This is a genomic window from Bacillus sp. G402 (assembly GCF_051172515.1).
Classification (GTDB): domain Bacteria; phylum Bacillota; class Bacilli; order Bacillales; family Bacillaceae; genus Bacillus; species Bacillus altitudinis.
The window spans coordinates 469,016-491,476 of sequence record NZ_JBPIZC010000002.1 but is presented as its reverse complement, the minus strand read 5'-3'; the positions used below and the strand labels follow the sequence as shown (position 1 = coordinate 491,476).

Sequence of the window (22,461 nt, the reverse complement as noted above, 5' to 3'; positions counted from 1 at the left end):
TTTTATTTATTTGACATGATTGAGAGGGGTATTAAGTATGATTTATGCAGAAATATTAGCGGGCGGGAAAGGTTCTAGAATGGGGAATGTAAATATGCCAAAACAGTTCTTGCCGTTAAATAATCGCCCTATCATTATTCACACTATTGAAAAATTTCTATTAAATGATCGTTTTGAAAAAATTATTATTGTAACTCCTAAAGAATGGATCAATCATACGAAGAATATACTAGAAAAATACATACATGCTGATGATAGATTAGTAGTAATTGAGGGTGGAATAGATCGAAACGAATCGATTATGAGTGGGGTTCGTTTTATTGAAAAAGAATATGGGCTAAATGATGATGATGTCATTGTTACACATGATTCAGTAAGACCTTTTTTAACTCATAGAATTATTGAAGAAAATATTAATGCCGTTTTAGAACACGATGCTGTCGATACTGTTATCCCTGCTATAGATACAATTGTGACATCAGAAGATGGAGCAAATATTACTGATATTCCTGTACGTGACAACATGTATCAAGGCCAAACACCTCAAAGTTTTAAGATCTCTCTCTTAAAAAGACTTTATGGCGAACTAACAGAAGAACAGAAAAAGGTGTTGTCAGATGCGTGTAAAATTTGTATTTTAGCAGGACAAAAAGTGAATTTAGTCCGAGGCGAGGTATTTAATATAAAAGTAACGACACCATACGATCTAAAAGTTGCGAATGCTATTTTACAGGAGAACATAAAAAATGATTAATCAAACATATCGATTGGTTTCTGCTAGACAATTTGAAGTGACTTATAAGGATAAGGAATTTACTTCTGGTCAAGTCGTTGTTAGACCAACCCACTTGTCAATATGTGCAGCTGATCAGCGTTATTTTACAGGTACTAGAGGTCAGGAAGCAATGGATAAAAAGCTTCCTATGGCGCTTATTCATGAGGGTGTAGGGAAAGTGATGTATGATCCTACAGGAACGTTCAAAGTAGGGACACATGTGGTGATGGTCCCAAATATTCCAAATGAAGAAAATGAATTTATTGCGGAGAACTACCTGCGCTCAAGTTATTTCAGGTCAAGTGGATATGATGGGTTCATGCAAGATTATATGTTCATGAATCCGGATCGCCTTGTTGCCCTTCCAGAGCAAATGAACCTTCATGTAGCCGCTTTTATTGAATTAATTACAATTGCTGTTCATGCAATGAGTAGGTTTGAAAGAGTGGCTCACCAAAAACGAGATACATTTGGTGTTTGGGGGGATGGGAATCTCGGGTTTATCACCTCCTTAATACTCAAAAAACGTTATCCTTCTTGTAAAGTATACGTTTTTGGAAAGAACCAATATAAATTAGAACATTTCTCTTTTGTCGATGAAGTTTATCAAATTAATGACATCCCAAAAGACCTTCGAGTCGACCATGCATTTGAATGCGTCGGTGGACGTGGCAGTGAAAGTGCAATAGAACAAATCATTGATTATACTCAGCCAGAGGCATCTGTGGCTTTATTAGGTGTGTCAGAATACCCTGTGAAGGTAGCAACAAGAATGATTCTCGAAAAAGGGATTATTTTCATTGGAAGCAGTAGAAGTGGCAGCAAAGACTTTGTTAATACTGTTAATCTACTAAATGAATTTCCTGAGATTGTAGATTATTTGGAGACATTAATTGGAGCAGTCCATACTGTGAGAAGTATAGAGGATATTGGAAAGGCATTTGAAGAAGATTTGACTTCTTCATGGGGGAAAACTATCATGAAATGGGAAATCTAACACAATGTATATGACAAAAATTGTGAAATTTTATTTCCAAATAGTCTACACAGTCTTTTCTAAATTAATTCCGGTAAATCAGCAAAAAATTGTGATTGCTTCCTATAGAGATAATGAAATAAATGAAAATTTCAAGAACGTATATAATGAATTGGTAAAACAGCCCCATTTAAAAATTGTTCTATTATTCAGAAAATCAGAAAGCGGGTTCCTAGGGAAGTTTTTCTATATTAATTATTTATTAAGAACGTTGTATCATATTGCTACTTGTAAGGTGCTCTTATTAGATGATTACTATTATCCTCTTTATTTAATTAAAAAGCGCTCAGAAACAAAGGTTGTTCAAATTTGGCATGCTTGTGGTGCTTTTAAAAAATTTGGTCACAGTATTAAGGATAAGCAGGGAGGACCTTCTTCTGCTTATTTAAAAGTTGTGCCTGTTCATTCAAATTATGATGTTGCAATAGTGAGTTCAGAAGAAGCAATTGGTCCGTTTTCTGAAGCGTTTAATATGCCTAAGCAAAAAATATTAGCGACAGGAGTGCCAAGAACAGACTTTTTTTATTCAGAAGAGCATATTCATGAAGTGAAAAAGAGGTTTCATGAGGAATACCCAGAATTGAAGAATAAAGTGAAAGTGCTATATGCTCCAACTTATAGAGGAGGAGTTAATAAGCAGCATGGGGAGCAACTTCTTTTGAATCAGGAAACTCTTTTTAGACATTTAAATCCACAGCATTATGAACTGCTCATTAATGTGCACCCTTATATGCGAAAAAGTTCATTTGGAGAAGCAGATATATCTGAGAAGTTTACTTTATATGAGTTGATGATTGTTTCTGATGTGTTGGTGACAGATTACTCATCAGTTATATTTGAATATAGTCTATTAAATAAGCCAATGTTTTTCTATTGTCCCGATCTAGAGAACTATGTGCAAGAGAGAGACTTTTATTATCCATTTCATGAGTTTGCACCAGGACCTATTAGAACGACAATGGAGCCATTAATAGAGGATTTGAAAAATGTAAGTTTGGATAAAACACAAACAGACTTTCGTTCATTTTCAAAGCGGTTCATGAATCGTTGTGATGGACATTCTACAGAACGTGTTGTTTCAATTATACTAAGCTTACTGAATGAAGGAGAGAGAGTTTTTGAAATTTAAACTAGGGACACTATTCAGGAAAAGGAGTGTTCAAAAAAATCTTAATCATGTAGATGAAATAAGTGAAGAAAAGTTATTCTCACTATTCGATAAAGCAGAAGATGTCATCACCAATAAGAATATACCTATAAGAGTGATAACAAAATTTAACTGGTATGAATCATTCTTAACAATTGAGGGGTATATGTATATTGATGGTATTCCCTTGCTGAGAGAAGACACTGTAAGAAAAAAGTTGTTAATCGTTCAAAAAGGGGAGGTCGTACAATCCATTCCTCTGAAAAATCATCGTTTGGACGAATCAGAAAGACAGCGGCTGGGGTTTTCTGAAGAGTACGAATGGGCTGGTTTTTATCAAGAAATTAACTTTTCAAAGGTAAATGGAGGCAAGCCGTTACCGCACGGGAATTTTCATTTATATTTAGAGTTAGAAGTACTAGATGAACAAAATATAAAATACCATGAGACTCATACGTTAGGAAATATAAATCAATTCCTGAAGCAGGATATCTATGCAACCAAAATGGAACATTTTTCAGGAAAGAAAAGATTGAAGTATAATTTCATTGTTACATACGATGAAGAGGAAAAAACAGCTTATGTATCATCACACAAACTCCAAGAAATTGACCAAGGGTTAATAGAGACGACTATGAAAAATGAAAATCGTATAATTCGTAAAATGAAGCGTGTTATGTTTCAAATCTTATATCAACTATTTTGTATCCTGCCAGTAAAACAGAATAAAATCACTTTCGCATCAGACAGTCGTACTGATTTATCAGGAAACTTTGAATTTGTCTATCAAGAGCTTCTTAATAGAGACGAAACGTTTGATTTTCAGTTTTTCTTAAAAGAGAGTATTAATACGAAAAAAAGTATCGCAGAATATGTGCAAATGGCCTATCATTTTGCTACAAGCCGACAAATTTTAATAGATGATTTTTATCCAATCATCTATCCATTAAAAATCCGAAAAAATGCTGATCTGGTTCAATTATGGCATGCTGTGGGGGCATTTAAGACATTTGGTTATAGTCGTATAGGTTTACCAGGAGGCCCATCGCCGACATCTAAAAATCATAGGAACTATACGAAGGTCATTGTCAGTTCTGATCATATTCGTAAGCATTATGCAGAGGGATTTGGTGTAGATATTGAAAATGTCATTGCCACAGGAGTTCCTAGAACAGACTTCTTTTTCGATGAAGCGAAAAAAGCTGAAGTTAGATCAAGTTTATATGAAGAATATCCTTTTCTAAAAGGGAAAAAGGTGATTTTATTTGCCCCGACTTTTAGAGGAAATGGCCAGCAGTCTGCTCATTATCCGTTCGAAGTATTAAATTATGATCAGCTTTATCAAGAGCTGAATAGTGAATATATTTTCTTGTTTAAAATTCATCCATTTGTTAAAAATCAAATTAATATTCCATATCAATATAGTGAATTTTTCTATGATTTTTCAGATTTTAGAGAGATCAATGAACTGTTGTTAATTGCAGACGTTCTGATAACTGACTATTCATCTGTTTGTTTTGAATTTGCTTTGCTACAAAAGCCAATGATCTTTTTTAGTTATGATGTGGACGAGTATATTCGAACACGTGATTTTTATTATGAGTACTTCTCATTTATCCCAGGCCCACTAGCTAGAACTTGTCGTGAACTCGTTTCAATTGTTAAGAACAATCAGTATGAATTCGAAAAGTTAGATTCATTTGTACAGTATTTCTTCGATGAATTGGATGGTCAATCGAGTAAAAGAGTAGTGGATGCGATCTTCTTAGAACAAAAAGAAGGCGATGAAAAACAAGGATAACTTCTTTTATAATGAAAAAAACACCTTTCTATAAGAAAGGTGTTTTTTATTTACGAAGCTTCCAAACTATCCTTCAATTCCTTCTTCACTTTCGCTAAACTGCTGTCATCAAGTTGATAGTAGTAAATATTATTGATCCGTGTGCCTGTTCCCTTTAGCTCGTGCTGTTTCACATTTTGTCTTGCATCACGATAATCATTCATCATCGTCCACATGTCGTCAAAGGACATATTGGTTTTCATGTTGTTTTCAACGACTTTAAACATATCGCCGAATTTCGTAATAGATGAAATGTTAGCGCCTTTTGCAATGATGCCTTCAATGACTTGACGCTGTCTTTGCTGACGGCCGAAATCACCTTTAGGATCTTGCTTTCTCATTCTTGTATAGGCAAGGGCTTGATCGCCGTTCAGGTTAATTTCTCCTGTACCAAATGAATGGCCATCATAGCTGAAAGCAAACGTGCTGTTCACCGTAATGCCGCCAAGTGTATCCACAATGTCTTTAAAACTTTCCATATTCACTTTTACAAAGTAATCTACAGGTACATCAAGCAGTTCCTCTACTGTATCTGCAGCCATTTGTGTACCGCCGAAAGCGTAGGAGTGGTTGATTTTATCCATTGTGCCTTTTCCGACAATTTTTGTATACGTATCACGGGGGATACTCACCATCTCAGTTGTTTTCGTTTTCGGATTCACAGTCATGTATATTAATGTATCTGCACGGCCTCGGTCATTCTTTCTTTCATCGACACCCATGACTAAAATGGAGATCGGGTCTTTTTTACTTAAATCGACATCTTTGTCACGCTTATCTGACTTCTTTAAGTTCTCTTGAATGCCTGCGACAGTTGATGCGGCTGTATTCCAAAGATGATACGCGTATCCGCCAGTGGCTAATACGAATAAGCCAATAATCGATAAAACAATCCAAAGAACCTTCTTTTTCTTTCTTTTTCTCTCAGCTCTCATAATGTCCCTCACCTTTTCTATGATTCTTCCATGATTATAGGTTTACGAATCTTGATAAACAAGTTATTTTTTTACTCTGAACCTAGATATAGACGTTGTAACAAAAAAAAGGTTTCAAAAAACCTTAAATTTACCTTAAAATATTAAGTTATAAGACGATACAAAGACATGAGGTGAAAAAAATGAAGAAAATCGTCGTTTTACCGTTCTTAATACTACTACTAGGTATCGTGCTCACAGCATGTGGAACGGCTGAGCAATCCTCAGGAGAAAACAAGACAAGCAGTTCAACTCCTCAGGTGCTGGAAGAAAAAGCTGAATTTATTGGAATGGCTGATGCACATACAGTCGAAGTAAAAAAAGTGAATACGACCTTAAGCTATGAATTTACGGATAATTTTAAAGATGTATTAAATGAATTTAAACCAGGTGACAAAGTAGAAATCTCTTACTTTATCAATGACAATGGTCAAAAAGAAATTCAAAAAATTGAAAAACAGAAGTAAAAAAAGATGGGCGGGATGAACAAAATTGAAGAAAACAGGCATTACACTTATCGTTCTCATGACAATGACACTACTAATTGCACCTTTTCAGTCTGCCATGGCCAGCTCGACAATTTCAGTGAAATTGTCTAATTATATCGGAAACAAAACAAGCATGGATATTTCAACAACTGGGGAATACAAGTTGTCAGGATCCAATGTTGCTGTGACGAAAAGATATGAGGGGAATAATAGATACGAAGTAGCCAATAGTATTGCTGATGCTGGCTGGAAGAATCCATCAACTATCGTTGTCGTAAATAAGGATGCTTTCGATCATGCAATGACCGTTTCTCCATTGGCTTATAAATTAAATGCACCAATTCTTTATTCTGGTGCTGCGAAGCTAACAAAAGCAACTGAGAACCAAATTAAAAAAATGAAACCCGATAACATCTTAATCATTGGGAATACAAAAAGTATTTCGTCTACAACTGAGAAAACCTTAAAAAAGTACGGGAAGATTAGAAGAATAAGTGGAAAAGATAAATTTGAAATATCTCAAAAAGTAGCCAAAGAGATGGGGAGCTATAAGCAAGCAATCGTTGCGGGCGGAGCCTCTTTCATGAATGGGACATCCATGATCTCTTATGCAGCTAGAAATGGGTATCCAATCTTATTAACAAAGAAAAATTCAATTCCGACTTATAAGATTCCTAGTAAGGTAATTGTAGTTGGAAGTACAAAAAGCATTAGCGAAAAAGTAGAAAAACAATTAAAAAAGACTTCACAAGTTACACGAATCAGTGGTGAAAACCGCTATGAACTTTCAGTTAACATCATTAAAAAATTAAAGTTAAATGTAGATAAAGTATATCTTGCTAAAGGTTCTAGCTCAAAATATGCAATTCCTATGTCACTTTTAGCAGCGAAAAACAATCGTACTATGATTTATGTCAAAAAAGATTCTTTCTCTTCATCTTTAAAGAAACTTTTAAAAGAAAACGGCACACATACATATCATATAGCAGGCAGTTCAAGTGTGCTTTCAGATACGCTCAAAAACGCTTTAGCCAAACAAGTCTATCTGAAAAAAAATCAAAACTACCAATTGAATATTTCTAACGGAAAAATTTCATTAAAAGGCATTAAGACATATAACACAGTAAGAGTTGTTCCTGAGAAATATTCAACCAAAAATGTCCTTCAAATCGCAGGGAAGCCTTACTTAGGTAACGTCAACTTTGCTATTGAATCAGGATATATCAGGCCGACTAATGAAAATATTCCATTTGAAGACTATCTAAAAGGTGTTGTGCCAAACGAAATGCCTGCAAGCTGGCATGTTGAGGCATTAAAAGCACAAGCGGTTGCCGCTAGAACGTATTCAGTGAAAAGCATTGGAAAAGTCGTACCTGATACAACAGCCTTCCAAGTATATGGAGGTTATAACTGGTACACAAATTCAACAAAAGCTGTTGATGCCACAAAAGGCAAGGTTCTAAAATACAACAATCAACTTATTTCAGCCACCTATTATTCTAGTAATGGTGGATACACTGAGGCGAGTGAAGAGGTATGGGGAAATGCACTGCCATACTTAGTCGCAAAAAAAGACACAAAAGATCCTGTCAATGCGTGGACACTGAAGTTGTCTAAAAAGCAATTAGGCACTACGTTGACTGCAAGTACAGCAGCTTCTGAGTGGTCTAAGGCAAAAGAAGCCAATGCTGCCGACCTTGCTGGTCTAAAATCATGGCTGTTAAAAAATAAAGAAACAGCTGCATCTGACATGAGAATTGCATCTATTTCGAGCCTGACATTCTCAGGAAAAACAAAAGGTCAGCGTGCGAAGACCGTTTCAATCAAGCTGAATTACCATCTGAAAAACAAAACAGGTACGTATACAGTGAACAAAAGTACAACGGCAAGTATGAAAATGACAGAGTTTAGAACAGTCATGGGCGCAACAAAGGTGAAAAGTACGTTTGCGTCAGTAAAGAATAATACAAATGATTTCACGATTTCAGGAAAAGGTTATGGTCACGGCATTGGGATGAGTCAATACGGCGCCAAAGCTAGAGCTGAATCTGGAAACTCGTATTCTTCTATACTTTCGTTCTACTATCCAGGTACAAAACTAACAAATTATTAAAGTTAAGGGAGGACACAGAAGATGCGCTCAATGATTAAAACAGCCATCCTCAGCCTCATCGCCATTTTCATTATTGTTCCAACAGCTTCAGCGGACAATTCTGTATCACGAATAGATGGGGGAAATCGTTACTCTTTATCTGTCAATGTGGCGAAAAAAGGTTGGGGAACAGCGAATACCGTTGTGCTAGTAGGGAAAAAAGCTTACGCTGATGCAACAGCAGCTGTCCCTTTAGCGTATCAACATAATGCGCCAGTTCTTTTTACAAATAGTAAAAACCTTTCATCAGAAACCAAGAAAGGATTAACGTCATTAAAAGCGAAAAATGTGATTGCGATTGGAACAACGGCAAGTGTTTCAAATAATGTCATCAATCAAGTAAAAAAACTAGGGATTTCAACAAAACGAATTACGGGAAAGAACAGATATGAAATCTCTACGAATATTGCAAAGCAAATGAAAAAACCAGCTGGTGTAGTGGTTGTAGAAGGTCATTCGTATGCGCATGGGATTGCGATTGCGCCATATGCTGCACAAAAAGGTTTCCCAATTTTATATACAGATAAAAAGGGACTTCGTTCTGAAATTTCAACTTTCGCAAAAGCTAGTAATATTAAGCAAACAATTGTGATTGGCGGCGAATCGTATGTTACCAAAGCAGCATACAACAAGCTAAAGTCGCCAACGAGAATAAAGGGCGCTAACCGCTATGATATTGCAGCAAAGATTGTGAATAAGTATAAACTAAGTACGAGCAATACGTATGTCGCGAGAGGATTTGGTTATGCCTCTGCACCAGCAGCTGCTGGAATTGCAGCAAAAGAAAAGAAAGCTCTTTTATTAACAAATGAGAAAACTCTGCCTGTCCATACTCGGTCAATTATCGGCAGTAAAAACATATCGAAATTCACAGTAGTCGGAAATTCAACGACAGTGACGAATACTGTAGCATCTCAATTAAAGAACCCAGTTGTAGGTAAAAAAGTATTCCTTGACCCTGGCCATGGTGCTCAAGATTCTGGTGCTGTAGGATATGGTCTTTATGAGAAAAATTTAAACTTAGACGTAGCGAAGAGAGTGAACACTAAACTGAAAAATGCTGGTGCACTCACTACCATGTCAAGAACATCAGACACATTCGACAGTCTTCAAACACGGGTGAGCAAAGGTGCGTCAGCAAATGCAGATATCTTCATCAGTGTCCATGCGAACTCAAATGATAACAGCAGTGCAAATGGAACTGAAACGTATTATGACAAAACATATGCGGCAACAAACAGCTTGAAGCTCGCTCAAAATATTCAGCCTAAAATGGTCAGTGCATTAGGCACAAGAGACCGTGGCGTGAAGACAGCTGGTTTCTATGTGATTAAATATTCTAAGATGCCAAGTGTTCTCTTAGAAACTGGTTTTGTTTCCAGTCCAGTTGATTCAAATATTTTGAAATCCGCTACTTATAAAGATCGATTAGCGTCAGGTATTTCAAGCGGTGTTTCAGGCTATTTTAGATAAGAAAACATACAAATGAGGGGTGCCGAAGATACACCTCTTAGGCTGCTCGAGAAACGACTCTCGGCAGCCTTTTTTCAAAAGTACATGAAGTGTTTCCTGGGTTCCATGATGAAGGGTTCAAAACCAAGGAGGTTGACTTCATGCGTTCTTATATCAAATGTTTTGTTTTAATTGTGGTTTCACTATGTTTATATGCACCAACAGCATTTGCGCAGCACAATGTATCTAAGATTGAGGGAAGTAATCGATATGAGGTGGCAGTTAACGCTGCAAAACGAGGCTGGTCGACAGCACCTACAGTTGTTTTAGTAGGCGGTGAAGCTTATGCAGATGCGCTAAGTGCTGTGCCGTATGCCTTTCAGCAAGGAGCCCCAGTGCTGTTAACGAATACTAGCAGTCTTTCAGGTGCAACTAAGTCAGGTCTTCAGCAGTTGAAAACGAAGCGTGTCATCATTCTTGGCGGAACCGCAAGCATTTCGCAAAAAGTCGTAGCGCAGCTAAAAGCAATGAATCTATCCGTATCGCGAATACAAGGAAAGAATCGATATGAATTGGCGGCAAACGTTGCTAAACAAATGAAGAGTGCTGATACAGCTGTGATTGTGAATGGTTCTGCTTATGCAGACGCTGTGGCGATTGCTCCGTATGCTGCAAAACAGGGCTTTCCTATTTTATTAACCGATGCAAAGGGGCTGCGGCAGGAAACAGCCAATCTATTAAAAAGTAAAGCGGTGAAACGGACGATTGTGATTGGCGGGGAAACAAGTGTCAATCAAGCAGCTTATCAAAAGCTGCCATCACCCGTGAGAATCAGCGGAGCCAATCGGTATGAAGTGGCAGCCCGAATTGCGAAAACATACCCGATGAAGACAACCCAAACGTATATGAGTAACGGCTATGCATATGCCGATGCGGCAGCTGCGGCAAGTACGGCAGCCAAGCAAGGGCAAACCCTTCTTCTTACAGATGCTCAATCTGTGCCAGATGCGATTCGTCGTGTCATTGGGTCTAAAAAGATTTCAACATTTACAGTGTTGGGCGGAACATCAACCATACGAACCAGTGTGATCACACAGCTGAAAAATCATGTGTTAGGTGAAACCATCTTTATTGATCCAGGTCATGGTGCGCAGGATGCTGGAGCGGTAGGAAATGGGCTGTTTGAAAAAAATGTTAATCTGGATGTTGCGTTAAAACTGCAAGCAAGGCTCAAACAAGCGGGTGCGCTGACGGTCATGTCTAGAACATCTGATACATTTGATTCCTTGCAAACACGTGTAAGCAAAGGATCACAGGCTGGTGCGGATGTGTTCATCAGCATCCATGCCAATGCAAATGATCATAGCGGTGCAAATGGAACAGAAACGTATTATGATGCGACGTATGCTTCGGCCAATAGTTTAAAGCTGGCACAAAAGGTACAGCCCCAGATGGTGAAAGCCCTTGGCACAAGAGATCGCGGTGTGAAGACAGCAGGATTCTACGTGATCAAGTATTCAAAAATGCCCAGCATCTTGCTTGAAACGGGGTTCGTAACCAGTCCGATTGATGCCAGTATATTAAAATCAACGACTGCCAAGGAGCGGCTGGCTTCAGGAATCGCAGCAGGTGTATCTCAATATTTTGAATAAAATAGATCGGATGAATGATATGTCAAGTTAAAAATACATTTCATTTCAGGTTATTTTTGTTATAATCGAAACATAGAGGGTGGATTTTTCACGTATTTGCCTTCCAATGACAGCAAATCGACAAATCATGAAGAGGTGACGATCTTGAAAAAATTAATCACAATGCCGTTTTTAGTTTTACTTCTAGGTGTAATGCTCACAGCATGCGGCACATCAAATCAGTCAAACGATAACAATACGGATAACAGCAAAAAAGAAACAACTGAAGCAGCAGATCAAAAGAAAGAAAATGCAACAGATGAAAAGGCGGAAGACAAGTCTGCAAGTGAAAAAGCAGATGATGAAAGCAAAGAAACAGCTGCTCAAACAGAAGACCAAGCAGGTCAATCTGATGAAGATGCAAAAGAAAGCTCAAGTAAGGAAATCACAAAAGAAGAAACGACAAACGATCAGTCAAAAGCTGAATCTAAAACAAAAAAAGAATCTACAACGAAGAAAAATGAAGTCACCAAAGAAGGCACATATGTCGGTTTGGCTGATGGACATACAATTGCTGTCAACATTGATGGAAAAGAAGTAGCCATTCAATTCGGAAATACATTTTCTAAACAAGTGAACAGCCTAAAAGAAGAATCAAAAGTGAAAGTAACTTATACAAAAGATGCAAACGGAACGCTTAGACTGAAGACGATCGAATCCGTAAAGGCAAAATAAAAAAAGACACGTAGACCCGCAGAAATGCGGGTCTTTTTTACGTTTAAAAGGGCATAACTTGATATAAGGGCACATTCTTAACACACTTTTACAAGACTTAACAGCCCATTTACATTTGCTTAATGTTGCTCTGCTAAACTGACTTTCATAGAACATCTCTTTACACAACAACTACTTTGAATGGTGAGGTGCAGGTCAGTGAGCGCAGAGAAAGCGATGAACCTTTACAGAGAATATGAAGTGAGACGAAACCACTCTTTTGCTTTAACAGAACATATGGTTCGATATTTATTTGCAAAACGTTTCATAGATGTCGTGTTCTCGTTCATCGGATTGATGTTGAGTACGCCAATCATTTTACTGTTTGCCCTTTTAATTAAGCTAGAAACACCAGGGCCAGCCTTTTATATGCAGGAAAGGGTCGGAAAAGACGGTGTCTACTTTAAATTATGGAAGCTCAGATCGATGAGAACCAACGCAGAAAGCGGAGGAGCGAAATGGGCGCAAAAAAATGACCCTCGTATCACCAAAGTGGGGGCATTCATCAGAAAAACAAGAATTGATGAACTGCCGCAATTTATCAACGTGTTAAAAGGAGAAATGAGTATTGTAGGTCCACGTCCTGAAAGACCAATGTTTACTGCCGAATTTAATCGGACGATTCCAGGCTTTACAAAAAGACTGACAGTGAAGCCGGGGCTGACTGGTCTTGCTCAAGTAAATGGGGGATATGAAATGAGTCCAAGTGAGAAATTATCACACGACTTACAGTATATTCAAAACTTGACATTTTCTCTCGACGCGAAGATTATGGTAAAAACGTTAAAAGTCATCGTGACTGGTGACGGAGCCAGATAAGTAAAGTAGGGAAGAGAAATGGCAAGTATGAAAAATCGCCTGCTGGGCGGAGCAAAATGGACAAGCTTGTCCGCATTGATCATTACCATCATCCAAATTGCACAGTTCGCCTTTTTAGGAAACGTAATGTCACTGAAAGAATTTGGACTCGTTGGCATGATCACAACGGTCACAATATTTACACAGATTTTACTTGATCTAGGTATCGGTGCTGCGATCATTCAAAAGGAACAAACGACGGAACGTCAATTATCTACATTATATTGGATCAACTTGCTGACGGGAATTCTCTTGTTTTGTGTATTGATCCTCGCAAGTCCCTTGATTGCCGCCTTTTATGCCAGACCTGAGCTGGAAGGCTTGCTCAAGTTATTATCGATCATGTTTCTTATTGCACCAATTGGTCAGCAATACCAATATATGATGCAGAAAGATTTAGCCTTTAAAACCTTAAGTACGATTGAGACGATAGCGACGATCATTTCGCTGATTGTTCTACTGATTCTAGCCTTTTTTATTAATCCAATTGTGGCCTATGTGATCTCTCAAGTACTGCTTCAATCAGGAAAAGGACTCATGTATGCAGCGGCTTATTGGAAGAAGTGGCGCCCAGCACCCGTTTTCGCATTAGGGGAAGTGAAAGAGTTTTTCTCCTTCGGGGCTTTCCAACTGGCGTCAAGGCTCGTCAATCGGGCAGGCTCAAACATCGACATGATTTTAATAGGACGGTTTCTTGGAGCAGAGGCTTTAGGGATTTACAGCCTGGCTTATCAAATCGTCACAATCCCGGTGCTGAAAATTAACCCGATTGTGACGAGAGTGGCTTTCCCAGTTTTCGCAAAAAGTCAGCGTGATCATTCTAGGCTGCGTGAGGGCTTCCTCAGTATGACGAATATGCTCGCACTCATTAGTTTTCCACTCCTCATCGGTCTTGCTGCCGTATCAGATAGCTTTATAGAAGTGGTGTTTGGAGAGAAGTGGCTAGTGGCGGTCCCGGTTTTGAATATTTTGTGCATTGTTGGTCTACTCCGTGTGCTGATGAATCCAAATGGTTCCATCCTTCTTGCAAAAGGAAGAGCTGACTTAGCTTTTTATTGGGATACAGGCATGCTCATCGTATATGGATGCGCCTTATATGCAGGAGTCCATACCGGCAGTCTATTGACTGTAGCTTGGGTCTACTCAGGGGTCAGCCTGCTGAACTTCATTGTCGGCAGGTGGCTGATGGCTTATGTCATTCAGCTAAATATGAAGGTGTATGTAAAATCACTCGTAAAGCCTGCTGTCATGACGCTGTTAATGGCCGCCTGCGCAGTGGCTGTTCATCAAGGGATGAAGCTGACATCAGCGGATATACTGCTTCAATTACTACTCACGATTGGTTTAAGTGCGGTTTTATATAGCTTGCTACTTGTCAAAATGTATCCGCAGATGGCAGGAAAATTATGGAGAAGAGGTCGTTCGTCATGAAGGTGCTATGGCTGACAAGTGTATATCCTAGTGAAAAACATCCAAGTGAAGGCGTCTTCCATGAAACGCAAGTGCAGGAGCTGGTCAAAAAAGGCGTAGAAGTGAGCGTGATTTGTCCTACTCCTGTCAATCCGCCCATCTTACGGATGCTTAAAGCTTCCTATCGTCAGAGAAAAGATCTTCCCGAGCAGGAAGTGAGGTGCGGCGTGCCGGTTTACAGACCGCCCTATACAGCGCTGCCTGGACAGCTAAAATGGGCTCAGCCGAGTAAAAGAATCGCAGCTTCTGTCCTGCGCACAATGGAGCGTTATGAACTGTCACCGGATTTCATCCATGCGCACTTTGCCATGCCGTCTGGCGGCGCAGCAGCTGTGATCAAAAAGGAAGCAAACATCCCTTATCTTCTGACCTTACACGGCAGTGATGTGAACATCTATCCAAACTATAGCAAAGGGGCGCTTGCAGCCTTTGAAGCAGCAGTAAAACAGGCGTCTGCTGTTCTCACAGTGAGTGAGGAGCTGGCAAAGAAAACACATGACATGACAGAGGTGGATGCACAATGTCTCCCGCTTGGAATTCCGCTCAAGTCATTTTCTAGAACACCAGGGGATCAAACAGCCATCAGAAAGCAGGTAGGTTTACCGCTTCACGACAAGCTCATCGTTTTTGTTGGCCGTTTAGTCAAAGAGAAAGGTTTGCTTGAATTAGCGGAAGCTGTCAGCGGGATGGAGGGTGTGAAAGCCGTCTTTGTCGGAAAAGGACCCCTCGCAAAGGAGCTGGCCGAACGGGCGGGAGAATCCATTATACTCCCGGGGCAGGTGCCGAATGAACAAGTCAAACATTACTTAATGGCAGCTGACCTGTTTGCCCTTCCATCCTACAGTGAAGGAATGCCGACTGTCGTCCTTGAGGCGCTCGCTTTAAAACTGCCTGTCATCGCAACACGGGTTGGTGGTCTCCCATCACTATTTTCTACCTATCAACATCTGCTCATTGAACCGCGTTCAACGAGTAAGCTAAAAGAAGCGATTCACGCTTATCTTTATGAAAACAGATGGAACGAGCAAGTGAAGAACGATCTTCACCACATCGTCCATACAGATTATTCATCATCACATAATGCTAAGCTCCTGATTCAGCAATATGAAGAGGTGCTGAATCAATCAACATCCACCGTTTAAACAGGATGAAATGTGCAAAGACTGATAGATAAACAGTTTGGAACGACCAATATGCTTTTACTGAGAGGATGAAACATGTTGAAGAAAATTGCTGTGATTGGAACAGGATATGTCGGATTAGTATCGGGTACTTGTTTTGCTGATATCGGAAATCGCGTCATTTGTTGTGACATCGACGAATCAAAAATCAACAGCTTAAAAAGCGGTCTCGTTCCAATTTATGAACCGGGCTTAAAGGAATTGATTGAGAAGAATACAGAAGAAGGAAGATTGTGTTTTACAACCAATATTCCTGCTGCAATTCGAGAATCAGAGATTATTTATATTGCTGTAGGAACACCAATGACACCTCAGGGGGAAGCGGATTTAACATTCGTGAAAGCTGTGGCTCAAACGGTTGGGGAACACCTGAATGGCTACAAAATCATCGTGAATAAGAGCACAGTGCCGGTTGGAACAGGACGTCTTGTTCAAGCCATTGTTCAAAAGGCTTCACGCAGTAAATATCCATTTGACGTCGTCTCCAATCCAGAGTTTCTGCGGGAAGGTTCAGCTATTCAAGATACGATGAATATGGAGAGAGCGGTCATTGGCTCTACAAGCGCACAGGCATCCACGATCATTAAAAAATTGCATGATCCGTTTCAAACAGAAGTGGTTGAGACCAATCTAGAAAGTGCAGAAATGATTAAGTATGCGGCAAATGCCATGCTCGCCACAAAAATCTCATTCATCAATGACATTGCGAACATTTGTGAGAGAGTTGGTGCTGATGTGGAAAAAGTCAGCGAAGGCGTTGGGTTAGACAGCCGTATCGGGCATAAATTTTTAAAAGCAGGCATTGGATTTGGCGGTTCTTGTTTCCCAAAAGATACGATGGCTCTTCTCAAAATTGCCGAAACAGCCGGCTACCGGTTCAAGCTGATCGAATCTGTCATTGAAACAAACAACCACCAAAGAGCCCATCTTGTCAGCAAACTGATGAGTGTCTTCGGTGATATTAAAGGAAAAACGATTTCCGTTTTAGGGCTCGCATTTAAACCAAATACAAACGATATGCGTTCAGCGCCAGCACTAGATATTATCCCAATGCTGAGAGAGCTCGGAGCTTTTGTCAAAGCCTATGATCCAATTGCTTATGTAGAAGCAGAAAGAGAGCTTGGCCCGCAGGCGGTCTTCAGCAATGATCTCTATGAAACAGTGAAAGATACAGATGCTTGTCTCATCTTAACGGAATGGGATGATGTACAGAAGATGGATAAAGATCAGATCAAGCAGCTACTACGTTCTCCCATTTTAATTGATGGAAGGAATTTGTTCGATCCAGCAGAAATGAAAGAGAGAGGATTTATTTACCAGTCCATCGGCCGCCCAGGCGTATGGGAAACAGAATTGGTATCAAAGGCACAATAATAGGGGGAACTTGGATGAAGAAAGTATTGGTAACTGGGGGAAGTGGATTTATAGGATCTCATACGGTAGAGGCTTTATTAGAGAAAGGTTATGAGCCCATCGTTCTTGATAACTTTTCAACTGGATCGAAGGAAAATATCGCTCATCTTTCCGTACAATGCATTGAAGCAGATGTCACAAAATCAGAAACGGTCGATTTGATCAAACACATTGCACCAGATTATATCATTCATCTTGCAGCGCAAGTGAGTGTAGCCGTTTCGGTTCAACATTTCGTCTACGACGAAGAGGTCAATATTAAAGGTTCGTTGCATGTGATCAAAGCAGCGGCTGAAGCCGGGGTGGAGAAAGTGGTGTTTGCCTCATCGGCAGCAGTCTATGGAGACCCAGTCTATCTGCCGGTCGACACAGCTCATCCACTGCAGCCTGGTTCACCTTATGGCTTGTCGAAACTGACAGTTGAACGATACTTAGAGATGGCGAAATCACTCTACGATGTGGACTATTGTATTATGCGGTACAGCAATGTATATGGTCCGCGCCAAGACGCACTTGGTGAAGGTGGTGTTGTCTCAATTTTTTCTGATAAGTTTGCAAAACATGAGGCACCTTTCATCTTCGGAAACGGGGAACAAACAAGAGATTTCATCTATGTAGGCGATCTAGCCGCAGCGAATGTTGCAGCTTTAACAGCTCAATCAAACGTTTGTTTAAATATCTCATGTGGTCATTCCATCACGGTGAATGAGCTGTTTCAAACGATGAAGCGAGTCACGAGATCAGATCTTGAACCGATTTATAAGCCTCAGCGCGCAGGAGATATTGTGCATAGTACATTGGAAAATGAGGAAACGAAACAAGTCTTAACATGGGAGCCTGTAGTGACTTTACAAGAAGGTTTGGCTCGCACCATTTCCTACTATGAACAGGAAGTAAAGGCTTAATCCCTCAAATCGGATGGGTTGCTTAGGAGGAAAATGGGTATGAGTGTGAAACAAACAGCATGGCAAATCATAATCGGATGTATTTTATTAATAGCAGGTATAGGGCTTGTACAAATGGCATCCGCACAGCCTATCGGGTTAAAGAAGATGGTGGTCATTCCGGTTTTACTTGTGGTGCTCATGGCGGCTGTTATATGTATGAAGCTCTACATGAATGGTGAACACATATTCATGTCAGCCATTTACCTTTTAATTGCATTAACATTTCTCAATAATGCTTTTTTCTCTATTAGTGTTGGGTTCTTTAGTCTCTTTCTCTACCGCATCATGCTCTTGGCTGTCTTTGCTTTATTCATATGGCGGATGAGAGACAAAGGAACGTACATATCCCAGTGGCAGCAAATTCGTGTTAAAGGCATTCTTGGTTTTTTCGCTGCATGGTTTCTTTACGGGCTCATCTCACTGCTTTGGGCTCATTCGGTCACAGACGGCCTGAAATATATGTCTCTTCTTGCGATGGGAATGGGTTTTGTCTTTCTTGTGGTCATGTACATTCAGCGAATGGATCAGATCGTGACTTTTTATAGTATTTGGCTAGTCATGACTGTATTTGTGATGGGAATCGGGTTCTATAATCACTTGACCTTGAATCATTTACCGAATACCTCATTGTATCTTGGACCAGCGTACAAACAGCACTATCCTACGGCTGTCTTCTTTAACCAAAATGACTTTGCGACGTTTTTATCTATTAGCTTTTTCTTATATGTGGCGTGTATGCGCCAAATGAAAAATGGTTATATCAAAGCGTTCGGATTACTAGGAGCCATCTTAGCGCTGTATCTCATTTTGTTAACAGAATCGCGCGCCAGCTTGCTTGGCATATTAGCTGGAGCGGTCATCTATGTATGGCTACTGATGCCTCGCTTTTTAAAAAAGTGGTCCATCATGGCAGCAGGCGGGCTTGGTATCATCTGTATCGCCATTTTTTCAGCCAAAATCTATTCTGTCTTTGATGACTTGTTTCTCGTTTCTCAGGTCGCTCATTCTTTTAGCGAACCACTTCCGTCCAACATTGCCCGGGCGAATTTAATCAAAAACGCCTGGCATTTCTTTACGAATTCATATGGCTTCGGAGTCGGAGCGGGCAATGTGTCTTATTACTTAGCTCACTTTTCTATCTTTGATACAGATCAGGTCGTCGAAGTTCACAATTGGCTGCTAGAGGTGATGACGAATTTTGGGTTTGCCGTCATGCTAGGTTATATCTCAGTGTATGCCTATCTCATGTTCTCACTGTACAAACAATACCAATTGGCTGACACGAGATCAGCCAAGATGATCATTGAAGGTCTATTTGCTGCCATGCTGAGCTTTCTCGTCTCAAGTATCAGTCCGAGTTCGGTCTCGAATTTATATTTCCACTGGGTGTTTCTAGGTCTAGTGATCGCAGCGGTCAATATCATGAAAAATAAACAGCGCTTCAAGCCGTGGGCAAACGTGTGATGCTGAGTTTGTATGGCTACACTAGTGAAAAAGCAAATACGTCAATGTTGGGAGAATGAGCATGTCTGGTTTTATGTTAAGAATAGGGAAGCGAATGAAAAAATATATCGTATGGCTTGTGCTGCTGCCCGTTGTATTGGCTGCTTTTGGTTTCTTTTTTGCCAAGGGGACAGTAGAACAGTCTAGTTACACAGCTGCTGTGACCTTGACGCTTGGGAAATATGACGACGGTGTGTATAACAATATGGAAGAAGTGACATCTCTATTAAAAAGTGATGCATTTCTGAATCAAGCACTCCGTGATGTAAAGGAAGAAGAAAGGCAGGATGTGAAAAATCGTTTGATTCTCACGAACCAGTCCGATACACAATTGCAGTTGTCGTTTACAGATGCTGATCAAGCTCGAGCTTTGGCGGTAGTGAAACAAGTGTCAGATACATTTTTAAAGCAGGACAAAGCCTTATTTACGAAAAGACAGCAAGTCATTGAAAGAAGACTATCCGCTCTTGAAGATGAATCTGTCAGCAATGACTCCAAGGTCGATAAAGAACGATTTTTATATGAATTGGAATCGACAAAGCTGGGTATGAAGCAGGCAAAAATTGTCGATCCTGCCCAAGTGCTTGATGAAGGGAACAAAGGTATGTCAGCGAAAAAACGAGCACTGCTTGGACTTGTCATTGGCCTTAGCATCTCGCTTATGTTTGTGGTGTTACCTGAAGTGTTCAAAGAATCTTAATGATGAACTGGAGATGAGTCTTAGGTGAACAATCAACCGTTAGTATCAATTATTACACCGGCGTATAATGCGGAACGTTATTTAACGGATACAGTTCATTCCGTCATTGCCCAAACCTATTCCAACTGGGAGCTGATCATTGCAGATGATTGCTCAACAGATGGCACAAGGAAGCTGTTAGGGGAATTAAGTCAGACGGACGACAGAATCAACGTCATTTATTTAGAGGAAAACGGGGGAGCCGCTATTGCTAGAAACACAGCCATCAAACAGGCGAAAGGCCGCTTTATCGCTTTTTTAGATAGCGATGATATGTGGAAACAGACAAAGCTCGAAAAGCAGGTCAAGTTTATGTTAGAAAATGATCATGCCTTTACTTTCACGGCATATGACATCATTTCAGAAAATGGAGAGCCGTTACAAAAAACCGTCACAGCGCCGGCTCAGTTGAACTACAATGAAGCTTTAAAAAATACGATTATCGGCTGTTTGACGGTGATGCTCGATCTTCAACAGGTAGGACATGTGGAAATGCCAAACATTCGAACAAGGCAGGACTTAGCCACATGGCTCTCTATTTTAAAAAAAGGATTTACTGCCTATGGAATGAGTGAGCCACTCAGTGAATATCGCATCGTGGGAAACTCGATTTCTAGTAACAAGTGGAAAGCAGCGAAAAAAACATGGTTTGTTTATAGAGAAATTGAGCAGCTTCATTTTGTGAAAGCATCTTGGTGTTTTATGCACTATGCCACAAATGCTGTCAAAAAGCGCTTATAAACAGAAGGGAAAAAAGGTGATAAAGGTGAAAGCAGACTCGATCATACATGTGATTGTCGCAACGGGAGAATGGGGCCACGATGGCTTAAGGTACAGACGGCATCGACTGGCGGAATTTCTTGCATCTGATCCAGAAACGAAAGAGGTCATCTGGGTATGCCCATCTGCCACTCGTCATTCAGCTCCCTTTCAGCCTATAACGGATCGAATGAAGCAAATGACCATTCCTGATGTGCTCAAGAGCAAGTTTTTTCGCTTTGGCCGTTATCAAGATATGTTTTATTTTCATAAATTATCTCCTCTTCTTGAGCATTTGCGTCAAGAAGAAAAGCAGGGCATAGCCGTCTGTTTATGGTATACGTTTCCGGGATTTCCGCTCTTATCTTCTTTATTTGAATGGAAACATATTGTGTATGATTGCAGTGACCTGTGGGGAGAGCCCATCAGCGGAAAAAACAACATTCTCTCTTATATGAGACAGCGAGTCATTGTAAAAGCAGAAAACCGCATTATTAAATATGCACACAGCATTACGTGCTCTTCACAATACTTACATGATCAAATCAAAAAAAGGCTCATGGGTGAACCGAAAGATGTCTTTACAGTCGAAAATGGCGTCGAGTATGATGTGTTTGCAAAAAGCAACCTCCCTAGCAGGGAAGACGTGCTAGAGGGAAGAGAGGGAACGGTTCTTGGCTTTATAGGTGGGATCAAGCCGAAGCTCGATTTTGACATGATCGCTCAAGCTGCTCGCATGCAGCCAGATTGGACATTTTTATTTGTCGGTCCGGATGGAACGAATGGAGATCCATTTTTTCAGCATGCACTCAAACTGCCCAATGTCATATGGACAGGAGCAGTCGCACCAGAAGAAGTGCCTGCTTATATGAAATTAATTGATGTAGGGATGATGCCATACAAACAGTCTCCTTACAATCAAGCGGTTTTTCCGCTCAAGCTGTATGAATTTTTAGCTGCCGGAATCCCTGTTGTTGGTTTAAATCTTCCATCAACGGAAAGGCTAAAAGAGAATGATGTGTATGAATATGTAGAGGGCGAAGATCCAGCTCTCTTCGTAGAAGCCTGCCAGAAAGTGATCAGTAAAAAAGATGACATGACATGCAGACATCTAAGACAAAGCCGGGCAATGAAAAAAGATTGGCACGCACTGTTCACAAACATGGTGGAATTAACGAATATTAAAGAAAACGCATAATTCATTCAGGATTGTGCGTTTTTATTTGTTTCTTCTTCTTAGGGGGAGCTTGTGATCATCCTATATTCAATTGTATAATGGAAAGAGCGGCCAATATACAAAATACAGATTTCAATTTAGAAGG

At 40.0% G+C, this 22,461-nt stretch carries 19 protein-coding genes; 18 read left to right on the top strand and 1 reads right to left on the bottom strand.

The genetic code is table 11. The annotated features are described in order from the left end of the window. Positions 1 to 37 precede the first annotated feature (37 nt). From ACSBQP_RS11125 to ACSBQP_RS11110, 4 genes are read left to right on the top strand one after another with little or no spacing between them, the layout of a single operon-like run. Entirely contained in the window at positions 38 to 754 is a 717-nt protein-coding gene (locus ACSBQP_RS11125) for an IspD/TarI family cytidylyltransferase (protein ID WP_217816109.1), read from the top strand. Then, positions 747 to 1,772, top strand: a complete 1,026-nt coding sequence (locus tag ACSBQP_RS11120) for a ribitol-5-phosphate dehydrogenase (RefSeq protein WP_217816110.1) — start codon at positions 747 to 749, stop codon at positions 1,770 to 1,772. Before ACSBQP_RS11125 ends, ACSBQP_RS11120 begins: the two co-directional genes overlap by 8 nt. A gap of 4 nt (positions 1,773 to 1,776) precedes the next feature. After that, positions 1,777 to 2,940 (top strand): CDP-glycerol glycerophosphotransferase family protein, encoded by a 1,164-nt coding sequence (locus ACSBQP_RS11115; protein WP_435028412.1) that lies wholly within the window; start codon positions 1,777 to 1,779, stop codon positions 2,938 to 2,940. Then, on the top strand, positions 2,930 to 4,759 hold the full coding sequence (locus ACSBQP_RS11110) for a CDP-glycerol glycerophosphotransferase family protein (RefSeq protein ID WP_235701825.1): 1,830 nt from the start codon (positions 2,930 to 2,932) through the stop codon (positions 4,757 to 4,759). The genes ACSBQP_RS11115 and ACSBQP_RS11110 overlap by 11 nt, the downstream gene beginning before the upstream one ends. 50 nt (positions 4,760 to 4,809) lie before the next feature. On the opposite strand, the gene tagU is transcribed toward ACSBQP_RS11110, so the two are convergent. Then, positions 4,810 to 5,733: a polyisoprenyl-teichoic acid--peptidoglycan teichoic acid transferase TagU gene (gene tagU / locus ACSBQP_RS11105; RefSeq protein ID WP_341298971.1), complete on the bottom strand. Its 924-nt coding sequence runs from the start codon at positions 5,731 to 5,733 to the stop codon at positions 4,810 to 4,812. Between the two features lie 182 nt (positions 5,734 to 5,915). Here tagU and ACSBQP_RS11100 point away from each other — a divergent pair, with 182 nt between their 5' ends. From ACSBQP_RS11100 to tuaH, 14 genes are all read left to right on the top strand, one after another. Next, positions 5,916 to 6,239: a hypothetical protein gene (locus ACSBQP_RS11100; protein ID WP_024719258.1), complete on the top strand. Its 324-nt coding sequence runs from the start codon at positions 5,916 to 5,918 to the stop codon at positions 6,237 to 6,239. Positions 6,240 to 6,264: 25 nt separating this feature from the next. Continuing rightward, a complete protein-coding gene (locus ACSBQP_RS11095; protein ID WP_435028411.1) occupies positions 6,265 to 8,373 on the top strand; it encodes a SpoIID/LytB domain-containing protein in 2,109 nt (702 codons plus the stop codon). A gap of 21 nt (positions 8,374 to 8,394) precedes the next feature. After that, positions 8,395 to 9,885, top strand: coding sequence for an N-acetylmuramoyl-L-alanine amidase (locus ACSBQP_RS11090; protein ID WP_435028410.1), 1,491 nt, complete (start codon positions 8,395 to 8,397; stop codon positions 9,883 to 9,885). Between the two features lie 140 nt (positions 9,886 to 10,025). Continuing rightward, a complete protein-coding gene (locus tag ACSBQP_RS11085; RefSeq protein ID WP_435028409.1) occupies positions 10,026 to 11,516 on the top strand; it encodes an N-acetylmuramoyl-L-alanine amidase in 1,491 nt (496 codons plus the stop codon). A 144-nt stretch (positions 11,517 to 11,660) separates the two neighbouring features. Next, complete coding sequence (locus ACSBQP_RS11080; RefSeq protein WP_435028408.1) at positions 11,661 to 12,230, top strand: hypothetical protein; 570 nt, start codon at positions 11,661 to 11,663, stop codon at positions 12,228 to 12,230. 198 nt (positions 12,231 to 12,428) lie between these two features. Continuing rightward, positions 12,429 to 13,088, top strand: a complete 660-nt coding sequence (locus ACSBQP_RS11075) for a sugar transferase (RefSeq protein ID WP_435028407.1) — start codon at positions 12,429 to 12,431, stop codon at positions 13,086 to 13,088. 18 nt (positions 13,089 to 13,106) lie between these two features. Further along, positions 13,107 to 14,558 (top strand): teichuronic acid biosynthesis protein TuaB, encoded by a 1,452-nt coding sequence (tuaB, locus tag ACSBQP_RS11070; RefSeq protein WP_056702950.1) that lies wholly within the window; start codon positions 13,107 to 13,109, stop codon positions 14,556 to 14,558. Continuing rightward, positions 14,555 to 15,739, top strand: coding sequence for a teichuronic acid biosynthesis protein TuaC (tuaC, locus tag ACSBQP_RS11065; protein WP_435028406.1), 1,185 nt, complete (start codon positions 14,555 to 14,557; stop codon positions 15,737 to 15,739). The genes tuaB and tuaC overlap by 4 nt, the downstream gene beginning before the upstream one ends. Before the next feature lie 75 nt (positions 15,740 to 15,814). Continuing rightward, positions 15,815 to 17,152 carry a UDP-glucose 6-dehydrogenase TuaD gene (gene tuaD / locus ACSBQP_RS11060; protein ID WP_081114517.1) on the top strand — a complete coding sequence of 446 codons (1,338 nt, stop codon included), beginning with the start codon at positions 15,815 to 15,817 and terminating at the stop codon, positions 17,150 to 17,152. A gap of 14 nt (positions 17,153 to 17,166) precedes the next feature. Next, a complete protein-coding gene (locus ACSBQP_RS11055; RefSeq protein ID WP_008348287.1) occupies positions 17,167 to 18,096 on the top strand; it encodes an NAD-dependent epimerase/dehydratase family protein in 930 nt (309 codons plus the stop codon). A 39-nt stretch (positions 18,097 to 18,135) separates the two neighbouring features. Then, positions 18,136 to 19,602 carry a teichuronic acid biosynthesis protein TuaE gene (gene tuaE / locus ACSBQP_RS11050; RefSeq protein ID WP_435028405.1) on the top strand — a complete coding sequence of 489 codons (1,467 nt, stop codon included), beginning with the start codon at positions 18,136 to 18,138 and terminating at the stop codon, positions 19,600 to 19,602. 61 nt (positions 19,603 to 19,663) lie between these two features. Then, positions 19,664 to 20,341 carry a teichuronic acid biosynthesis protein TuaF gene (gene tuaF / locus ACSBQP_RS11045; RefSeq protein WP_035389676.1) on the top strand — a complete coding sequence of 226 codons (678 nt, stop codon included), beginning with the start codon at positions 19,664 to 19,666 and terminating at the stop codon, positions 20,339 to 20,341. Positions 20,342 to 20,365: 24 nt separating this feature from the next. Then, a complete protein-coding gene (gene tuaG, locus ACSBQP_RS11040; RefSeq protein ID WP_217816119.1) occupies positions 20,366 to 21,121 on the top strand; it encodes a teichuronic acid biosynthesis protein TuaG in 756 nt (251 codons plus the stop codon). Then, positions 21,090 to 22,337: a teichuronic acid biosynthesis protein TuaH gene (gene tuaH / locus ACSBQP_RS11035; RefSeq protein ID WP_217816120.1), complete on the top strand. Its 1,248-nt coding sequence runs from the start codon at positions 21,090 to 21,092 to the stop codon at positions 22,335 to 22,337. The genes tuaG and tuaH overlap by 32 nt, the downstream gene beginning before the upstream one ends. The last annotated feature ends 124 nt before the right edge of the window (positions 22,338 to 22,461 follow it).

Coding starts and splice junctions, on each gene's coding strand:
- ACSBQP_RS11125 (WP_217816109.1), top strand. CDS start 38: ATGATTTATGCAGAAATATTAGCGGGCGGGAAAGGTTCTAGAATGGGG.
- ACSBQP_RS11120 (WP_217816110.1), top strand. CDS start 747: ATGATTAATCAAACATATCGATTGGTTTCTGCTAGACAATTTGAAGTG.
- ACSBQP_RS11115 (WP_435028412.1), top strand. CDS start 1,777: ATGTATATGACAAAAATTGTGAAATTTTATTTCCAAATAGTCTACACA.
- tagU (WP_341298971.1), bottom strand. CDS start 5,733: ATGAGAGCTGAGAGAAAAAGAAAGAAAAAGAAGGTTCTTTGGATTGTT.
- ACSBQP_RS11100 (WP_024719258.1), top strand. CDS start 5,916: ATGAAGAAAATCGTCGTTTTACCGTTCTTAATACTACTACTAGGTATC.
- ACSBQP_RS11090 (WP_435028410.1), top strand. CDS start 8,395: ATGCGCTCAATGATTAAAACAGCCATCCTCAGCCTCATCGCCATTTTC.
- ACSBQP_RS11085 (WP_435028409.1), top strand. CDS start 10,026: ATGCGTTCTTATATCAAATGTTTTGTTTTAATTGTGGTTTCACTATGT.
- tuaB (WP_056702950.1), top strand. CDS start 13,107: ATGGCAAGTATGAAAAATCGCCTGCTGGGCGGAGCAAAATGGACAAGC.
- tuaC (WP_435028406.1), top strand. CDS start 14,555: ATGAAGGTGCTATGGCTGACAAGTGTATATCCTAGTGAAAAACATCCA.
- tuaD (WP_081114517.1), top strand. CDS start 15,815: ATGTTGAAGAAAATTGCTGTGATTGGAACAGGATATGTCGGATTAGTA.
- ACSBQP_RS11055 (WP_008348287.1), top strand. CDS start 17,167: ATGAAGAAAGTATTGGTAACTGGGGGAAGTGGATTTATAGGATCTCAT.
- tuaE (WP_435028405.1), top strand. CDS start 18,136: ATGAGTGTGAAACAAACAGCATGGCAAATCATAATCGGATGTATTTTA.
- tuaF (WP_035389676.1), top strand. CDS start 19,664: ATGTCTGGTTTTATGTTAAGAATAGGGAAGCGAATGAAAAAATATATC.
- tuaH (WP_217816120.1), top strand. CDS start 21,090: ATGCCACAAATGCTGTCAAAAAGCGCTTATAAACAGAAGGGAAAAAAG.